A 19,162-nucleotide genomic window follows, 5' to 3' on the forward strand; every position below is an offset into this window, starting at 1 on the left:
ATTTAACAATTGTATATTTTATCTAAAAAAAATGAAATTCTTAGTGTAATTATTTTTTTATTACCTATTTCAATAAGTATATCCCCATTTATAAATACAGTAGTAATTATTTTAGGTGTTCTATTTTCTATTTTATGTATTATTAAGAATAAAGCTAGAATAAATATTAAAAGGTATACTTTTATAAAGTATATAGTTGTTTTTTATATTCTTTATTTGATAATTCATATTATTGGAATAATATATTCGTTAAATTTAAAGGAAGCGTTTTCTTTAATTAGAATAAGATTACCAATATTATTAATACCTATAATTTTTATTTCATTATATAAAAAAATAGATTATAATAAAGTATTTAAATATTTTATGTATTCTATTTTAATTATATGTATATTAACTAATGTTAGATCTATTTACTCTATTATTTCTCATAATGAACCTTTGAGTTTTTTTTATACTAAGAATATAAGGTTTATATATAAAGAGTTTATGCCTTATGGAATACACCCTCCTTATTTTGGTATTCTTTTAAACCTCGCAATGTTAAATTGTTATTATGAACTCTTAAGTAAAAAGAGTTTTAAATATGTTATTTTTTCTATGATATTAATTATAAATTTAATATTACTAGCGAGTCAAATGACTTTTATAACATTTATAGTCATATTAGCATTAGTTTTTTTATATTGGATTTATCTTCGAATAAATAGGAAAGTATTTCTATTAATAACTATTTTGACTCTTTCGCTAGGAACATATATTTTGACTAATGGAGAACAATTTACAGAATATTACATTAGTGAACTAAAAATAGAAAATAGTAATAATATATTAAAAAGAATAAACCATCTTTATAAGAAAAAGGATTTAACAAGAATAAGAAATTGGGAGAGTGGTTTTTTTGCTATTAAAGAAAACCCAATATTTGGCGCTGGTACAGGTGATGCTATAGATCAAATGTTGAAATTTAGACATAAAAAATCTTGGATATACTTAGAAAAGTTAAATGCACACAATCAATACCTTGAAGAGTTTGTTAGGTTTGGAATGATTGGAGGAATTTCATTTATATTAATATTTTTAATAATTGGAATAATGCTTTTAAGAAAAAAAATGTTATTCAATTTTGGAATCCTTATTATTATACTGCTTTCAATGATGACGGAATCAATATTAGATAGGCAAATTGGAGTTTTTATCGCTACATTTTTTATTTCTTTTTCGATTTTTAGTTATTTAAAAAAAATACAAATTGAAGAAAACAATGCCTTCTACCTTTGATCTATTCTTTAAGAAAAAAAATAAAATACAGAGTAATATTGTAATATATTATCTGGTATTACAATTTTTATTAGATTTTATAGAAAAAATAAATTATAGATACGATTTTGGGTGGTTGAAATTTCATAGAATTTTAAAGATCTTCTTTTTGAGTATAGTTTTTTATTATGTTTTTACTAATATCAGAAAGCTTAATAAGAAAATCCTATTTTTTTTTATAAGTTATATCTTAATATTTATACTTGCTTATCATTTTTCTTTACAAAGAATAGAATATTTATTACAATATATATATTTCTTTTCTCTAATATTATATTTTGATATAGTTGATTTTGATAGAGTGATTTTTGTTAAAATTGTAAAAAAAATTGTTTATTTAAATTTTATATTTATTGTTTTAGGAGTTTTATTCGATATAACTTTGTTCAAAACATATTATGGAAGGTTTGGATATAATGGTATCATGTTAACTCAAATGCAATCTACTATTTTTTATATTTCTTCTATTGCTATAGCTCTATTGGATAAAAATAAGTTGTTTTTTTTTATAGCACTTTTAAGCAGCTTTTTTATAGGAACTAAAGCGTTAGTTTTAGCTATTCCTATCTTACTTTTTTTGAATTTTAAAAATAGAATATCAATTAAAATGGTAATTGTTTTGATGACAATTGCTATAATAGCATTTCTTAATATTTTAATTTCTCCAACTTTTAAAGAAATAATAAATAATAAAGGGATTTTAACAGCAATATTTTCTTATAGAAATGAAATGTTGTTAGACGTTATTTATAAAATAAAAGATGATATAAACTTATTAAATGTTTTATTTGGTCAATATGATTTATCAATAATGAGAACTGAATTCGATTTTATAGATGTATTTCTATTTTTTGGTATTTCTGGAGTTATTTTGACGATTTTTATGTTAAAATATTTATATGATAGGTATTGTAAACATAAATTAAATAATGCTTTTTTCATTGTAGTTTTATTAATTGCAAGTTTCAGTGGTAATACAATTGTGTATCCGTTTAATTCTTTTATTTTTTTAATATGTTTGAATACAATTTTTATGTTTAGAAATAGAGATAATATTATAATGAGGAATGAAAGAATAAAAATGCTTAATACTGTAGTAGATAACCTTACTATGGAAGAGACTTTAGAAAAGATAGTTACAGCAATTAAGAATAATAAACAGATTCATCATGTTGTCGTTAATGCTGGGAAAATAGTATCTATGCAATCAGACTTAAGACTTAGAGAAAGCGTTAACAAAAGTGATATGATTAATGCTGATGGTCAAGCAGTAGTTTGGGCATCAAATATTCTTAATAAGCCATTAAAAGAAAGAGTTGCAGGAATAGATTTAATGATGAAATTAGTGGAGAAAGCATTTGTTAATAAATATAAAATTTATTTTTTAGGAGCTAAAGAAACCGTTGTAAAAAAGGTTGTAGAAAAATATCGGAATGAATTTTCAAATGAGATCATAGCTGGTTATAGAAATGGTTATTTTGATAAGAAAGATGAAAGTGAAATAGCTAAGGAGATTTCTGAAAGTAAGGCTAATATTTTATTTGTCGCAATAAGTTCTCCTATGAAAGAAAATTTTTTGTATGAAAATAAAGAATTATTAAAAGGTGTTAACTTCATTATGGGAGTTGGAGGTAGTTTTGATGTTGTTGCAGAAGAAGTAAAAAGAGCTCCAATTTGGATGCAAAAAAATGGCTTGGAATGGTTTTACAGATTGATACAAGAACCAAAGAGAATGTGGAAGAGATATTTATTGGGTAACCTTAAGTTTATTTTATTAGTCTTTAAAGAAAAATTTTTTGGTAAATGAAAATATCAGTTATAGGAACTGGTTATGTAGGACTTGTAACAGGAACCTGTCTTGCTGAAACTGGAAATGAGGTAGTGTGTGTTGATATTAATGAAGATAAAGTTGCGAAAATGCAGAACGGTGAGGTGCCAATTTATGAACCACATCTGGATGTATTATTTGAGCGTAATATAAATGCAAAACGACTTACTTTTACAACTTCTTTAAAAGAAGGACTTGATCATGGAGATATAATATTTTTAGCACTTCCAACACCTGAAGATGAAGATGGATCAGCAGATCTAAGATATATTTTAGGTGTAGCTGAACAAATAGGTAAAGAAATTAAAGAGTATAAAGTAATTGTCGATAAAAGTACTGTGCCTGTAGGTACAGCCGATCAAGTAAAAAAAGTTATATCAAATAACGCTCCTTGCGAATTTGACGTAGTTTCAAATCCAGAATTTTTAAGGGAAGGCTTTGCTGTTGATGATTTTTTAAAACCTGAACGTATTATTATTGGATCTAGTTCAGATAGAGCTACAGAGATAATGCAAAAACTTTACAGGCCATTTGTTAGATCAGGCAATCCTATTATAATAATGGATGAACGCTCTGCAGAACTAACCAAATATGCTGCAAATGCATTTTTAGCAACTAAGATTACGTTTATGAACGAAATTGCTAATTTTTGTGAAAAAGTAGGTGCAGATGTAGATAAAGTTCGTATTGGTATGGGGACTGATTCTAGGATTGGTAAACGCTTTTTATTCCCAGGTATAGGTTATGGTGGATCTTGTTTTCCTAAAGATGTAAAAGCTTTGTATAAATCAGGAAAGGAAAATGAATATGATTTTCAAATTTTAGATGCTGTAGAAAATGTAAATAAGAGTCAAAAAACTATTCTGTTTCCTAAGATATCATCATATTTTAATAATAATTTAAAAGAAAAGAAAATCGGTATTTGGGGATTAGCTTTTAAGCCTGAAACAGATGATATTCGAGAAGCTCCAGCATTGTATTTAATAGAAAAACTATTAGAAAAAGAGGTTAATATAATAGCTTTTGATCCAGAAGCCGTAGAGAATGTTAAAAATAAACTTGGCAACAGGATTGAATATTCAACTTCAATGTATGAAGCAGTAAAAGGTGTTGACGCTTTAGTAATCTGTACAGAATGGAGTATTTTTAGAACTCCTGATTTTGCAAGATTAAAGAAAAAAATGAAAGGACATGTGATTTTTGATGGACGTAATTTATATGATGTGGAAGATTTAAGAAAAGAAAATATTGTATATTTTTCAATTGGTCGATAAAGTGATTTTTTAAGACAAAAAGAGACGATATTAAAATATCACATAGTGTCTATTATTTTTTACTTAGTTTTGTGGTATAATTTGAATGTAATGCAAAATGTACTTATAACTGGGGCTGCGGGTTTTTTAGGATCCCACTTATGTGATAGATTTATAAAAGAAGGTTTTCGAGTAATAGGGATGGATAACCTAATTACTGGTGATATGAAGAATATTGAACATTTATTTCCATTGCCGCAATTTGAATTTTATCATCATGATGTTACTAAGTTTGTTCATATTCCAGGTAAATTAGATTATATATTACATTTTGCCTCTCCAGCTAGTCCTATAGACTATTTAAAAATACCTATTCAAACATTAAAAGTAGGATCATTAGGAACTCATAATTTGTTAGGTCTAGCTAAAGAAAAAAATGCTAGAATATTAATAGCTTCGACATCCGAAGTATATGGGGATCCTTTACTACATCCTCAATCCGAAGATTATTATGGTAACGTAAACACTATTGGACCTAGAGGAGTATATGATGAAGCAAAACGCTTTATGGAGGCAATTACAATGGCGTATCATCGTTTTCATGGATTAGAAACAAGGATCGTTAGAATTTTTAATACTTATGGACCCAGAATGCGTTTAAATGACGGAAGGGTTATTCCTGCTTTTATTGGACAAGCACTTAGAGGAGAAGATTTAACTGTTTTTGGTGATGGTTTGCAAACAAGATCATTTTGTTATATTGATGATCAAATAAACGGAATTTATAAATTATTAATGAGTGAATATTCAGAACCTATTAATATTGGTAATCCTGAAGAAATTACAATAAAGAGTTTTGCTCAAGAAATAATTGAACAAACACAAAAAAAAGTAAAAATAAAATATCTTCCTTTACCAGAAGGAGATCCTATGAAAAGAAAACCCGATATTTCAAAGGCTAAAGAAATTTTAAATTGGTTACCTGAAATAGATAGAAAAAAGGGGATAGAGAAAACAATAGAGTATTTTAAAGATTTTTCTGATGAACGTTTATACCAAAGCGATCATCGTAATTTTTATGCAAATCAATAGAATGAACAGTAAAGGAGGAATGTATACAAGATATATAACTACAATCTCATATTTAATAGATTTATTAATAATAAATTTTATAGCTTTTTTATTACCTCTAAAATTTGAAAAACCTTGGGTGTTCTATATGTATATCACTATATTATGGATAATTATAGCATTTAAGAATAGATTTTATGAAGTTTATCGCTATACTAAAATAATAAGAGTTGTAAATTTAATATTTACACAATTTATATTTTATTTTCTAGTATTATATGCCTTTATAGGTTTTTTTAAAGAACCAGGTGTAAGTAGGCTTAAATTAGGAGAATATAGTTTACTAGTTTTTTTCTGGGTGACATTAATCAAAATAATAATTTACTATTTGGTAATTAGGTATAGGCATATAACTAAAATAAATAAAAGAAAAGTTATTTTAATTGGAAAAAATAAAAAGGTAGATCAACTAATAAAAATATTTAAAATAAGGGAAGATTTTGGTTATGAATTTAAAAAACAGTTTTGTTTAGAGAGAGATACGGAGTTTCAAGATTGTTTTGATTATGTAATTAATGAAGATATAGATGAAATATATTGTTCTATATCATCTTTAACAAATTCTCAAGTCATTAAGATCATTGATTTTGCAGATAATAATTTAAAAATAGTTAAATTTTTACCTGACAATAAATATATATTTACAAAGAAATTAAAATTTGAATATTACGATTATTTACCTATTTTATCATTAAGAGAAATACCATTAGAAGATAATATTAATGCTTTTTTAAAAAGAATTTTTGATATCATTTTTTCTCTGTTAGTAATTATTACTATTTTATCATGGCTTACACCAATATTAGCATTGATAATTAAGCTAGAATCTAAAGGTCCTGTTTTTTTTAAGCAGAAAAGAAATGGGATTAACTATAAAAAGTTTTCGTGTTATAAATTTAGATCTATGGCTAAAAATGAAGAATCAGATAAATTACAAGCAACAAAAAATGATGCTAGAGTTACCAAAGTAGGTAAATTTATAAGGAAAACAAGTATAGATGAACTACCTCAGTTTTTTAATGTTTTATTTGGGGATATGTCTGTAGTAGGACCTCGCCCCCATATGCTTAAGCATACTGAGATTTTTGCTGAAAAAGTTAATAAATTTATGGTGCGTCATTTTGTAAAACCTGGAATTACAGGTTTAGCGCAAGTAAGTGGTTTTAGAGGAGAAATCGAAACAGATAAAGATATTGTAAATAGAGTGAAATATGATATTTTCTATGTTGAAAATTGGTCTTTACTTTTAGATTTAAAGATTATTGTACAAACAGTTTTAAATGCAGTTAAAGGTGAAGATAAGGCTTATTAGGATATAATGCATCACAAGAGAGGAGGATATTCATATTTAATTAGACCAATACTGATTTGTATAGATTTGGCAATATTAATTACGTCTATTCATTATTGCCTTGAAGACAAATATGATGATGTATTATACTATTATTTAGGATTAGGATGGCTAGGTATCTCATATATTCTGGGCTTTTACAAAGTATACCGATTTACGAGTGTCTTAAAAATAGTAAGTTCGATTATTAAGCAATCGGCAATGCTTCTCTTATTACTATATGCATTTTATGGATTTGTAAGATCAAGAAATGTGTCTGTAGTAGATACAGTACAATTTATCTCTATTGCAGTAGGAGGAATAGGTATAATTAAGATTATTTCCTTTTATGCATTAAAAAAATATAGATCTTATTTAGGCGGTAATACTAGACATGTAATCATTATAGGTAATACAACCGGAACGCAACAACTAGCAACTTTTTTTAAAGAGAGAATTGATTTAGGATATAATGTACTTAAAGTTTTTGCAGCAGGTTTACCAGATACGATAGAAGATAGTTTTTCTTTTCTTAAAGAGAATGATATAGATGAGATATATTGTGCAGTTTCAGAACTTTCAGACGAACAAATTAATGAGTATATAAAATATACAGATGAGCATTATAGCGTACTTAAGTTTGTTCCAGATTCTGGAATGATGCTTTCTAAGCGAATAGAAGTAGATCATTATGATTATATACCTATTTTATCTATTCCGCAAGTAGCGCTAAATAAAAATGCAAATAGATATATCAAAAGAGTCTTTGATATTGCTTTTTCTTTAATGGTTATCATTTTTATTCTTTCGTGGTTAACTCCACTAATGTATCTTTTGATTAAGTTAGAATCTAGTGGCCCATTATTCTATAAACACAAAAGAAATGGAATAAATTATAAAGAATTCGAGTGTTATAAATTTCGTTCAATGAAAAACGAAAAACATTTAGCATTAGAACAAGTAACAAAAGAAGATGTTAGAGTAACAAAAATAGGACGTTTTATACGTAGAACTAGTATTGATGAACTCCCACAATTTTTTAATGTACTTTTTGGAGATATGTCCGTAGTAGGACCAAGACCACATATGCTTTCTTATACAAAGGATTATGCAAAGAAGGTTGATAAGTATAACTATATGTTTAGACATTCGGTTAAACCAGGTATTACAGGGTTAGCTCAAGTAAAAGGTTATAGAGGAGAAGTGTCACAAGATGAAGATATAATTAACAGGATTAAATTTGATATTTTCTATATAGAGAACTGGTCAGTGTTATTAGATCTAAAAATCATCATAGAAACAGTTTTAAATATCATGAAAGGTGACGAAAATGCCTATTAAATAGATGACAAAGTAAAAAAAGAGAATTAGGTTGTTATTTAAAGCGGAATAAATCTATTTTTGAAACACAAAATAAAAGCAACATAACACCAATTTTTACAATGAAGATTTTAATACTAGGATCTGGAGGTAGAGAGCATACTTTTGCTTATAAAATTGCACAGAGTCCACTTACTTCAAAACTTTTTATTGCTCCGGGTAATGCAGGAACTGCTCAACTAGGAACAAATATTGAAATTTCAGTTACAGATTTCGAAGCAATCAAAGATATTGTTCTTCAAGAACAAATAGAAATGATAGTCGTAGGACCAGAAGATCCATTAGTTAGAGGAATTTATGACTTTTTTAAATCAGATGAAGCGCTTAAAGATATTATTGTCATAGGACCATCAAAAGAAGGAGCACAATTAGAAGGAAGTAAAGAATATGCTAAAGAATTTATGGAAAGACATCAAATTCCTACAGCAGCATATCAAAGCTTTACTTCTGATACAGTCGAAGACGGAAAACTATTTTTAGAAAGTCTCAAAGCTCCTTATGTTTTAAAAGCAGATGGATTGGCTGCAGGAAAAGGTGTTTTAATTCTTAATGACATAGAAGAGGCAAAAACGGAGCTAGAAAATATGCTAACCAAACAAAAATTTGGTAAAGCCAGTGAAAAAGTAGTAATAGAAGAGTTTCTTGACGGAATCGAATTGAGTGTTTTTGTAGTAACAGATGGTAAAAACTATAAAATACTACCTACAGCAAAAGATTATAAGCGTATAGGAGAAGGAGATACAGGGCTTAATACTGGAGGTATGGGCGCTATTTCACCAGTACCATTTGCTGATAAAGAATTCTTGAATAAAATAGAAGAGCGTATTGTAAAACCTACAGTAAAAGGATTACAAGAAGAAAATATACCGTACAAAGGATTCATTTTTATAGGACTTATTAAAGTAGGAGATGATCCTAAGGTGATAGAATACAATGTACGTATGGGAGATCCGGAAACCGAAGTAGTATTACCTAGGATACAAACTGATTTAGTACATATCTTTAAACACATAGATAAAGAAACATTAGAACAGATTACTTTAGAAATTGATGATAGAACTGCAACAACTGTAATGACAGTGTCTGGGGGGTATCCAGAAGCTTATGAAAAAGGTAAAGTAATAACAGGTTTAGAAACTATAGAAGAATCAATTGTTTTTCACGCAGGTACAAAGCAAGATGAGAATGCAGTAATTACTAATGGAGGAAGAGTAATTGCAATAACCTCTTTAGATGAAGATTATAAAAAGGCACTAAAAAAATCTTATCAAAATATAGAAAAACTACATTTTGATAAGATGTATTATAGAAAAGATCTTGGATTTGATCTTTAAGATTTTATCCTAAAAATGAGTGGGCAGTTGGATCTCTGTCCTCTTCATTATTATCATTAAAAGCTTTAAGTTGTTTCATCCAGTAGATAAAAGCAACAAAACCAATTAACATAAAAAACCAATTCATAATATTGGCAGCAGTCCAATTCTCTAATTCTAATGCTCTAAAAAAGTGCATAGGTGCAAATATGACATCTTCAAAAAGCGATTGAATCGATTGAAAAAATTCTAACATGATTTTAATAAGTTTCAAGTATAAAAAATATTTATACTTTGGTTAAATTCGCATTTTATGTGTAAAACACACATGACTTAGCAAAAATATAAAAAACAATAATGTTATCAAGTTTTTTTAGCAAATCAAAACCTATAAACTTTACAATTGTAAGTATCTATATCTTGTTGATGTATGTTATAGTACATTTAAATATTGGAATTTCATTTACATTAACAGCAATACTAAATTTAATTTTAGGTATGGTAATCTTATGGTTTACCATGGTTATCGTTAATAAATTGGCTAAATCTAATGAGTTAATAGGTAAAAGTACTTATGTAATGCTTCTATTTACATCCTATACCTTTTTGATTTATGATGTAGTAGCATACCCAGTTGTATTAGGGGTAAATTTCTTAATAGTTGCTGCAATGCACAATATATTTGCTTTAAAAAAACAAACAGCAGTTAAACAAAGAATACTTAATGCATCACTATGTATTGGCTTAGCTACTATAATAGATTTTTGGAGTATTATATTCATACTACCATTGTATATAGGAATGGTAATTTTTATAGCACCTAATTATCGCAATGTATTAATACCTATTATAGGGTTTTTAGCGGTATATGTATTAACAACTTGTGTGACCCTACAAGGATCAAGTGAATTTTTCACGATACAAAGATGGTATCAAGATTATTCTTTAAAGAATACACTATTTTTTACAGCAAATAATTTTTGGATAACAATAGTTATGATGATTTCTATAGTGTTATTTTTAATTGCATTTATGATAAAATATAATAGAAGCTCTACAAAAATAAAACCATCAATGGTGATGTTGGTGATTTATTTGATGATAGCATGTATAATACCTTTTATATCAAATCAAAAAACAAGTATACAGTTCATTTTTTTAATTCCACCCTTAGCTATAATGGGAGCGAGTTTCTTTGAATTTAAAATAAAAAAAATAATAAAAGAAGTTGGTTTATGGTTATTCCTAATAACACCCATACTGTTGCAAATACTCAAAATTCTTTAAGACTAGAGGTATTCTAATAAAATAAAAACAAGCCTATAAATAAAATATAATACCTTTGTACCAGTTATTCTTTATTATTAAAGGATAATAAAGGATTACCTTATAAAATTTTAGATAAAGAATTAAATTATGTTTTCAGAAAAAGCCAATGCTATTTTTCAAGACGTTATAAAAACGTATAAAATACTTAATACTGTTGACCAACCTTTTACAAACAAATATGATAAGCAAGAAGATGTTCTAGCACATTTATTATATAGAAAATGTTGGATAGATACTGTACAATGGGCTTATGAAGATATCATTAGAGATCCAGAAATTGATCCTGTTGCAGCATTAACACTTAAAAGAAAGATAGATGCTTCAAACCAAGATCGTACAGATACAGTAGAGTATATAGATAGTTATTTTTTAGATAAATACAAAGAAATAACACCAAAAGAAAATGCTACTATTAACTCAGAAAGTCCAGCCTGGGCTATTGATAGATTATCGATATTAGCACTTAAAATTTACCATATGGATGTTGAGGTAAATAGAGAAGATGCTACAGCAGAACATAAAGCTGCATGTAAGAAAAAACTAGATGTATTATTAGAACAACGTGTAGATCTTTCTACTGCAATAGATACATTACTTGCCGATATAGAAAACGGAGATAAATACATGAAAGTGTATAAGCAAATGAAAATGTATAATGATGATGAGCTAAATCCTGTATTAAGAGGTAAGAAATAATAAAAAAATAGCTTAAAAGTATTAGAAAAATGATATTCAGAGTAAATTTGGATATCATTTTTTATTGAACCCATTTAAGTTTTTAGCTAACTAAAAAGAATTTAAATGAGTTCGTTGATATCAAAATAGAAAGAAAGTGAAGTCCAAAGAAGTTAAACATATTCTTGTTATTCGCCTCTCAGCTATGGGAGATGTAGCTATGACAGTACCTGTGTTAAGAGTGTTTAGAGCAGAGTATCCAGAAGTAAAATTAACTGTGCTTACGCGAAAGTTTTTTGCACCTATGTTTGCAGATATAGATAACTTAGAAATATACGAAGCAGATGTAAAAGGAAAACACAAAGGGGCTGTTGGCTTATATCGATTGTCAAAAGAATTAAGACAATTAGGAATCGATGCTGTAGCAGATTTGCATAATGTATTGCGATCAAAAGTGTTAAAATCATTTTTTACTATTAACAATATTCCAGTTGTTCAAATAGATAAAGGAAGAGAAGAAAAAAAAGCATTAACAAGAAAAAGCAACAAAATATTTAAGCAATTAAAAACATCTCATCAACGATATGCAGATGTGTTTAAAACATTAGGGTTTCCGTTAGATTTATCCACAGCAATTTTTCCTCCCAAAAAACGACTTATACCAGAAATTTATAACATTACAAATGGGACTTCTAAAAAATGGTTAGGAATAGCTCCTTTTGCACAATACGAGGGGAAAACATATCCACTTGAGTTGATAAAAGAAGTGATCGCCAAACTAGATCAAACTAACCAATATGAAATATTGCTTTTTGGAGGAGGAGAAAAAGAAATCACAATATTTAAAACCTTAGAAAAAAGCTATAATAATGTTATAAATATAGCAGGAAAACTGAGTTTTGATCAAGAACTGATTTTAATTTCAAATTTAGACGGAATGCTATCTATGGATAGTGGTAATGCACATCTAGCAGCAATGTATGGTATCAAAACAATTACTATATGGGGAGTAACGCATCCGTATGCAGGTTTTATGCCATTTAAACAACCAGATGATTATGCTATTTTACCAGATATGAAGCAATATAATTTGATACCAACTTCTGTTTATGGAAATAAATTTCCAGAAGGATATGAAAAAGTAATGTATAGTATATTACCAGATACGGTTATAGAGAAGATTAAAAATGTAATTTAAAATATAAAAAGAGGCTCTAGAGCCTCTTTTTAGTATACTATGATTAGTGTTTAAACATCGTCAAAATCAATTTTTAAGGTTGAAGTAGTAGGATGAGCAACACAAGCTAAAACCAACCCTTCTTCAACTTCACTATCAGTAAGAATACTGTTCTCAGGCATCACAGCTTTTCCTTCTGTGATACGACACATACAAGAACTACATACTCCTCCTTGACAAGAATATGGAGCATCGATATCTTCACCTAATGCAGCATCTAAGATATTCGACTTTTGATCCATTACAAAAGTAAATTCTTCATCATCAACTAAGATAGTTATATTAGTTTTTCCATCAAGATCAACCTCTAGTGAAGAAGTATCTACAGAACTTGTAAATAATTCATAACGAATAGTATCCTTTGCAATTCCGTTTTCTGATAAAATATCAGTAACAAGATGAATCATAGATTCAGGACCACACAGATAAAATGAATCAAAATTAAAATCTTTGTATTTGTTTTTGATTACATAGTTAATAGTCGGTTTTTCTATGCGTCCAAAATGAGCATTATCTTCTTGTGTACGACTATATACATATTCTACAAAAAAACGATCGGCATAAGTTTCTTTTAAAGAATTGATTTCATTTAAGAAAATAGTTTCTTCTGGAGATTTATTTCCATAAACCAAAACAAATTTACTTTGTGTTTCTTCTTGTAAAACAGCTTTGATCATACTTAGAATAGGAGTAATACCACTACCAGCTGCAAATGCACCGTAAGCCTTTGTTTGATCAGTTTGAGGTTTTAAAACAAAATTTCCTTCAGGGATATGTACCTCTATATCATCACCGATACTTAAAACGTTATTTGCATAAGTAGAAAATACTCCGTTTTCAATTTCCTTTACCGCAACTTTTAATGTATCACTTTTAGGCGAAGAACATATAGAATATGCGCGTCTCACTTCATTACCATTAATTTGAGCTTTAAGTGTTACATATTGTCCAGCAACAAAAGCATATAAGTCTTTTAATGTAGAAGGAACATCAAATTCTATAGAAACAGCTTTAGAAGTCTCTTTTACAATGTTTTTTATACGTAGTAGATTAAAATCTGACATGTCTATTTTTTTGGCAAAAATAAGGAATGCAAAAAGGCTACATATATTTTTTTTGAAAAAATAACATATAGTGTTTTTTACTAATTAAGATTTATATATAAACTATATATAATATATTAAAAATATAAAAAAATTCATTGTTTGTAAAAACTAACCGCATAGTTTTTTGTAACAAAACAGATAGCTTTCCTACAGATAATTATAAACAACCAAAAAAAGTATGTTCAAACATTTTATAACACTACAATGGAAATCATTTTGGAGAGGAGCTTCAGTATCAGCAAGCCTCTGGATGAAACTATTTATGGGCTTCTGGGCTTTATGGTTTATTGTCATGGCAGGAGCGGGGAGTATCGGGACGTTTTACTTTATAAAGAAGAAACTTTGTGAAGATCCTTTAATAATATTAAATAGCTTTTTAATTTATTGGGTGGTTTTTGATCTTGTATTTAGATATATGCTTCAAAAAATGCCTGTAATCAATATTAAGCCTTTATTGACTTTACCAGTTAAGAAGAAAAAGATTATAAACTTTGCATTTGCCAAAACTGTTTTTTCTTTTTTTAACATATTTCATGCCTTTTTCTTTATTCCGTTTTCTCTATTATTAATAAAAGATGGAGCTTCTGCATCTAATGTGTTATTATGGAATTTGGGATTAATGGCAATAGTGTACAGTAATAACTTTCTAAACATACTTGTTAATAATAAAGATAATTTAGTTTTTATAGTAGGAGGTATTGTAGCAATTTTGGGAGGCTTACATTATTTTGGATATTTTGATATAACAATATATACAGCTCCGTTTTTTCAAGGGTTATTTGACAATGCTATATTGGTAATGATACCAATTACTATTTTAATTGTATTAGTAGTAATTGCGCATAAATCTTTTTCAAAAGATGTATTCTTAGATGCAGGATTGGCTATAAAGGCCAAAGAAATAAAAACAGAAGACCTTTCTTGGTTAGATCGATTTGGTAAAACAGCAACTTTCTTAAAGAATGATATCAAACTTATTAAGAGAAATAAGAGAGCAAAGTCAACTGTAATGGTAAGCATTATGTTCCTGTTTTATGGACTTTTATTCTTTACAGGATCAATAGAAGCCTATGAAAATCCAATATGGAAAGTTTTTGCAGGAATTTTTGTGTCAGGAGGATTCCTATTGAGTTTTGGACAATTTGTTCCTAGTTGGGATAGCTCATATTACCCATTAATGATGAGTCAAAATATCAAGTACAAAGAATACTTATCTTCAAAATGGTGGTTGATGGTGATTGCTACACTACTATCTACGATATTAAGTGCAGGATATTTATATTTTGGATGGGATGCATATTTAGCAATACTTACAGGAGCATTATATAATGTAGGTGTTAATTCTCATGTGGTGTTATGGGCTGGAGCATATATAAAAACACCTATAGATTTGACAAGTAATAAAAAAGCTTTTGGAGATAAACAAGCGTTTAATGCCAAAACCCTTTTATTAACATTGCCTAAAATGGTACTACCATTAATATTATATGCCGCAGGACATTATACGATTGGGGCAAACTTTGGTTACGCATTAGTAGCTTTGGCAGGAGTAGCGGGATTTGCATTAAGAGACAAAGTTTTTGACATTATCGAAAACATATATAAGGAAGAAAAATACAAAACAATAGCAGCATATAAACAAAAGAAGTAACATTATGATCAATATAAAAGACGTTAGCAAAACATATACAGGAAATACAGTTTTAAATATAGCAGAACTAGAAATTCCCAAAGGACAGAGTTTTGGTCTAGTAGGGAATAATGGTGCAGGTAAAACCACATTGTTTAGTGCTTTGTTAGACTTAATAAGACCTACTACTGGCTATATAGAGAATAATGGAGTAAAAGTTCATGAAAGTGAAGATTGGAAAACATATACTGCTGCTTTTATTGATGAAACCTTTTTGATTGGATATTTAACAGCCGAAGAGTATTTTTATTTTATAGGGGAATTAAGAGGTCAAAATAAAGCAGATGTAGATGCTCTAGTAAGTCAGTATGAAGATTTTTTTCATGGCGAAATTTTAGGACAAAAAAAATACCTAAGAGATATGTCCAAGGGAAATCAAAAGAAAGCTGGGATTGTAGCTGCGTTGATAGGTAAACCACAAGTAATTGTACTTGATGAGCCTTTTGCTAATTTAGACCCTACAACTCAGATAAGATTAAAAGAAATCATAAAAGAATTAGCATTAGATCCAGAAGTAACAGTATTGATATCAAGTCACGATTTAAGCCATGTGACCGAGGTTTGTGAGCGAATTGTTGTTTTAGAAAAAGGACAATTGATCAAAGATATTAATACATCAGAAGAGACATTGAAAGAACTGGAACTGCATTTTGCACAATAAAAAGATAATAAAAATCCAAAAGAAGACAGTTAGAAATCTATGTGCTCTAGCTGTCTTTTTATTTCTAAAAAAGAAGAAAGAAGGATCAATAATATAAATTAAAACATATCAAGATATAAGATAGAACCTTAATATTGATACGAAATTATTAAACCACAGCACCATTTTTTCAGAAAGAAACGTATTTTTACCATTCACTAGTCGTTTTTTTGGTGTGATAAGTACACTAAAAAAGAAGTTTTTAAGTTATCAAACATACAAATAGCAAAGGTTTGAAGAGCAATTTATCACAGATCACTATACTGTCTTTGGTACTTCTTATGGGGATAGGATGTTCACGTAAAAAAGACAAATTCTTAAATAGAGGGTGGCATTATGTTACTACTCAAAACAATACATTGTACAATGGAGGAGTCGCTTTTGACAAAGGGAAAGAAGAAATCGTACAAAAGTATCAAGATAACTTTTGGGAATTAATGCCTATAGAACGCCTTATAGTAAGTGAAGATGTTCGTATTCCAGGAGAAGTATTGAGTCAGAATTTTGATAAAGCCGAAGAAAAAGCAGCAAAGGCAATTCAAAAGCATAGCATGTTGATCGATGATAGAGAGCGTAATGCTAAAATTGATGAAGCATTTTTGTTATTAGGTAAATCTAGATATTATGAACAACGTTTTATACCAGCATTAGAAGCTTTTAATTATATACTGTATAAATATCCTACAAGTAATACAATTAATCATGCAAAGGTTTGGAGAGAAAAAACTAATATTAGATTAGATAATAATGAATTGGCTATAGAAAACCTAGAACGATTACTTAGACACGAAAAAAAATATATCAAACCACAAGATTATGCAGATGCTACAGCTATGTTGGCACAAGCATATATCAATCTTAATAAAAAAGATACAGCAGTTGCATATATTAAAATTGCAGCAGAAAACACTAAAAATAACGAAGAGAAAGGAAGATACCTATATATCAAAGGACAGTTATATAATCAATTAGGATTTAAGGATAGTGCAAACTATGCTTTTGATGAGGTTATAGATTTAAATAGAAAAACACCTAGACAATATATGCTTAATGCTTATATGGCAAAAGCAAGAAACTTTGATTATGAAACAGGAGATAAATTAGCTTTCTTAGAATTATTAAACGACTTAGAAGAAAATAGAGAAAACAGACCTTTTTTAGATAAAATCTATTATCAAAAAGCAGAATATTTTAGACATCTAGATTCGATTGATTTAGCGGTACATTACTATAAACAATCATTAAAGACCAAAACAAGTGATCAACATCTAAAATCATTAGATTATAATATTCTCGGAAATATAAAGTTTGATGAAAGAGCATATGCTGTTGCAGGAAAATATTATGATAGTACTTTAAAACTATTAAACCCTAATGCAAAACGATTTAGAAGGTTAAAGAAAAAAAGAGATAATCTAGATGATGTTATTTTATATGAAGGAATAGCACAAGTAAATGATAGTATTCTTAATGCAATAGCAATGTCTCCAGAAGAGCGAATTGCATATTACTCAGAATATACAGCGCAAATCAAGGCTGAAGCTATAGCAAAAGCCGAAGCAGAGGAGATTGCAAAAATCAAAGAAAATTTACCTATCGAAAAAAGGTTTCAACAACCTACAGGACCAGTTGCTTCTGGTGCTGAAAAAGGAAAATTTTATTTTTATAATCCAACTACTGTAGCAATAGGAAAAACATCTTTTAGACGAACTTTTGGTAATAGAAAATTACAAGATAACTGGAAAATATCAAGTTTAATAACAAGTCCAGGAACAGAAGATGAAGTTGCAGAAAAAGAAGAAGAGTATTCTATAGATACAGATCCACAATATGATCCGCAAACCTATATTGCCTTATTACCTACAGATGCTAAGGTAATAGATAGCTTAAAGACAGAACGTAATTTTGCATATTATCAATTAGGTATTATTTATAAAGAAAAATTTCAAGAATACGATCTAGCTTCAGAAAAATTAGAAGAAGTTTTGGTGAGCAATCCAGAAGAAAGATTAATTATCCCGTCAAAGTATAACCTATACAAGATTTACGAAACAACAGGAAATAAAAATAAAGCAGAGGAGAAAAAAAATGATATTATTCAAAATCATGTAGACTCTCGTTATGCAGATATTTTAAAAAATCCTAATAAACAATTAGAAGCAGATAAAGACAGTCCAGAATACCTATATAACACATTATTTAATCGCTTTAGAAATCAAGAATACGCAAAAGTAATTACAGATAGTGATACTTTAATTACTCGATTTGCAGGAGAGAATTTTGTATCAAAATTCGCCTTATTAAAAGCACAAGCTATAGGAAGGTATAGAGGATATAATGAATATACAGAGGCATTAAATTATGTAGCATTAACCTATCCACAAAGTCCTGAAGGAAAAAAAGCAGAACGTATGATCAAAGAAGTATTGCCAGGGTTAAAAGGAAATACATTTGTGATAGGTCAAGACGAAAAGAAAAACAATAAACTAATCTATGAGTTTTCGACTCAAGAGATGGAAAAAGCACAAGAATACTACAACGTAATAAGTGATATCATCAAAGAATTGAAATATGAAGAAATGAAAGTTTCGCTAGATGTATATACAAAAGATAAAATATTTGTAGTAATTCATACGAAAAGAACAAAGCTAGGTGCCGAGGGATTGGCAGAATTATTATCTTTAGGCCGTGTAGAAGATACCAAAGGAGTTGATCTTACACGATGGAATAGACGAAAAAAATATTATAAAAAAATTACAAGATCGTATTTTATAGTAGCTTCGCCTAATTATAGAATTATCCAGATTCATAAAAATTGGGAGAATTACTTAGCACAAAATACAGAGATTAAACCAAATTAAAATCTTCGA

15 protein-coding genes are annotated in these 19,162 nt (G+C 28.3%); 13 read left to right on the forward strand and 2 right to left on the reverse strand.

Annotated features, from left to right (window positions below; all coding sequences use genetic code 11):
• The first annotated feature begins 9 nt into the window (after nucleotides 1–9).
• The 7 genes from ACYEKI_RS06015 (at nucleotide 10) to purD (ending at nucleotide 9,576) form a co-directional block, all read left to right on the forward strand.
• Entirely contained in the window at nucleotides 10–1,281 is a 1,272-nt protein-coding gene (locus ACYEKI_RS06015; protein ID WP_459210267.1) for an O-antigen ligase family protein, read from the forward strand.
• The gene (locus tag ACYEKI_RS06020; RefSeq protein WP_459210268.1) at nucleotides 1,253–3,127 is read left to right on the forward strand and encodes a WecB/TagA/CpsF family glycosyltransferase; all 1,875 of its coding nucleotides are present in this window, start codon (nucleotides 1,253–1,255) and stop codon (nucleotides 3,125–3,127) included. The genes ACYEKI_RS06015 and ACYEKI_RS06020 overlap by 29 nt, the downstream gene beginning before the upstream one ends.
• The gene (locus ACYEKI_RS06025; protein ID WP_459210269.1) at nucleotides 3,124–4,422 is read left to right on the forward strand and encodes a UDP-glucose dehydrogenase family protein; all 1,299 of its coding nucleotides are present in this window, start codon (nucleotides 3,124–3,126) and stop codon (nucleotides 4,420–4,422) included. The genes ACYEKI_RS06020 and ACYEKI_RS06025 overlap by 4 nt, the downstream gene beginning before the upstream one ends.
• Nucleotides 4,423–4,512: 90 nt before the next feature.
• The gene (locus tag ACYEKI_RS06030; RefSeq protein ID WP_459210270.1) at nucleotides 4,513–5,493 is read left to right on the forward strand and encodes a UDP-glucuronic acid decarboxylase family protein; all 981 of its coding nucleotides are present in this window, start codon (nucleotides 4,513–4,515) and stop codon (nucleotides 5,491–5,493) included.
• 1 nt (nucleotide 5,494) lies between these two features.
• Nucleotides 5,495–6,844 carry an undecaprenyl-phosphate glucose phosphotransferase gene (locus ACYEKI_RS06035; RefSeq protein ID WP_459210271.1) on the forward strand — a complete coding sequence of 450 codons (1,350 nt, stop codon included), beginning with the start codon at nucleotides 5,495–5,497 and terminating at the stop codon, nucleotides 6,842–6,844.
• 6 nt (nucleotides 6,845–6,850) lie between these two features.
• Nucleotides 6,851–8,203, forward strand: a complete 1,353-nt coding sequence (locus tag ACYEKI_RS06040; protein WP_459210272.1) for an exopolysaccharide biosynthesis polyprenyl glycosylphosphotransferase — start codon at nucleotides 6,851–6,853, stop codon at nucleotides 8,201–8,203.
• 101 nt (nucleotides 8,204–8,304) lie between these two features.
• Nucleotides 8,305–9,576: a phosphoribosylamine--glycine ligase gene (purD, locus tag ACYEKI_RS06045; protein WP_459210273.1), complete on the forward strand. Its 1,272-nt coding sequence runs from the start codon at nucleotides 8,305–8,307 to the stop codon at nucleotides 9,574–9,576.
• 4 nt (nucleotides 9,577–9,580) lie between these two features.
• Here purD and ACYEKI_RS06050 read toward each other — a convergent pair whose 3' ends face one another.
• Nucleotides 9,581–9,811, reverse strand: a complete 231-nt coding sequence (locus ACYEKI_RS06050; protein WP_459210274.1) for a DUF6341 family protein — start codon at nucleotides 9,809–9,811, stop codon at nucleotides 9,581–9,583.
• A gap of 101 nt (nucleotides 9,812–9,912) precedes the next feature.
• On the opposite strand from ACYEKI_RS06050, the gene ACYEKI_RS06055 reads away from it, so the two are divergent.
• The 3 genes from ACYEKI_RS06055 (at nucleotide 9,913) to ACYEKI_RS06065 (ending at nucleotide 12,757) form a co-directional block, all read left to right on the forward strand.
• Complete coding sequence (locus tag ACYEKI_RS06055; protein ID WP_459210275.1) at nucleotides 9,913–10,842, forward strand: DUF6427 family protein; 930 nt, start codon at nucleotides 9,913–9,915, stop codon at nucleotides 10,840–10,842.
• Between the two features lie 129 nt (nucleotides 10,843–10,971).
• Nucleotides 10,972–11,580: a DUF4254 domain-containing protein gene (locus ACYEKI_RS06060; protein WP_459210276.1), complete on the forward strand. Its 609-nt coding sequence runs from the start codon at nucleotides 10,972–10,974 to the stop codon at nucleotides 11,578–11,580.
• A 136-nt stretch (nucleotides 11,581–11,716) separates the two neighbouring features.
• Nucleotides 11,717–12,757 (forward strand): glycosyltransferase family 9 protein, encoded by a 1,041-nt coding sequence (locus ACYEKI_RS06065; RefSeq protein WP_459210277.1) that lies wholly within the window; start codon nucleotides 11,717–11,719, stop codon nucleotides 12,755–12,757.
• Nucleotides 12,758–12,807: 50 nt separating this feature from the next.
• Here the strand turns inward: ACYEKI_RS06065 and ACYEKI_RS06070 are convergent, their stop codons facing one another.
• Entirely contained in the window at nucleotides 12,808–13,860 is a 1,053-nt protein-coding gene (locus tag ACYEKI_RS06070) for a 2Fe-2S iron-sulfur cluster-binding protein (RefSeq protein WP_459210278.1), read from the reverse strand.
• 220 nt (nucleotides 13,861–14,080) lie between these two features.
• Between ACYEKI_RS06070 and ACYEKI_RS06075 the strand changes: the two genes are divergently transcribed.
• The 3 genes from ACYEKI_RS06075 (at nucleotide 14,081) to porW (ending at nucleotide 19,153) form a co-directional block, all read left to right on the forward strand.
• Nucleotides 14,081–15,553: a DUF5687 family protein gene (locus tag ACYEKI_RS06075; protein ID WP_459210279.1), complete on the forward strand. Its 1,473-nt coding sequence runs from the start codon at nucleotides 14,081–14,083 to the stop codon at nucleotides 15,551–15,553.
• A gap of 4 nt (nucleotides 15,554–15,557) precedes the next feature.
• Nucleotides 15,558–16,253: an ABC transporter ATP-binding protein gene (locus ACYEKI_RS06080; protein ID WP_459210280.1), complete on the forward strand. Its 696-nt coding sequence runs from the start codon at nucleotides 15,558–15,560 to the stop codon at nucleotides 16,251–16,253.
• Nucleotides 16,254–16,525: 272 nt separating this feature from the next.
• Nucleotides 16,526–19,153 carry a type IX secretion system periplasmic lipoprotein PorW/SprE gene (gene porW / locus ACYEKI_RS06085; protein WP_459210281.1) on the forward strand — a complete coding sequence of 876 codons (2,628 nt, stop codon included), beginning with the start codon at nucleotides 16,526–16,528 and terminating at the stop codon, nucleotides 19,151–19,153.
• The last annotated feature ends 9 nt before the right edge of the window (nucleotides 19,154–19,162 follow it).

The organism is Aquimarina rhabdastrellae, from assembly GCA_947387485.1.
Lineage (GTDB): Bacteria > Bacteroidota > Bacteroidia > Flavobacteriales > Flavobacteriaceae > Aquimarina.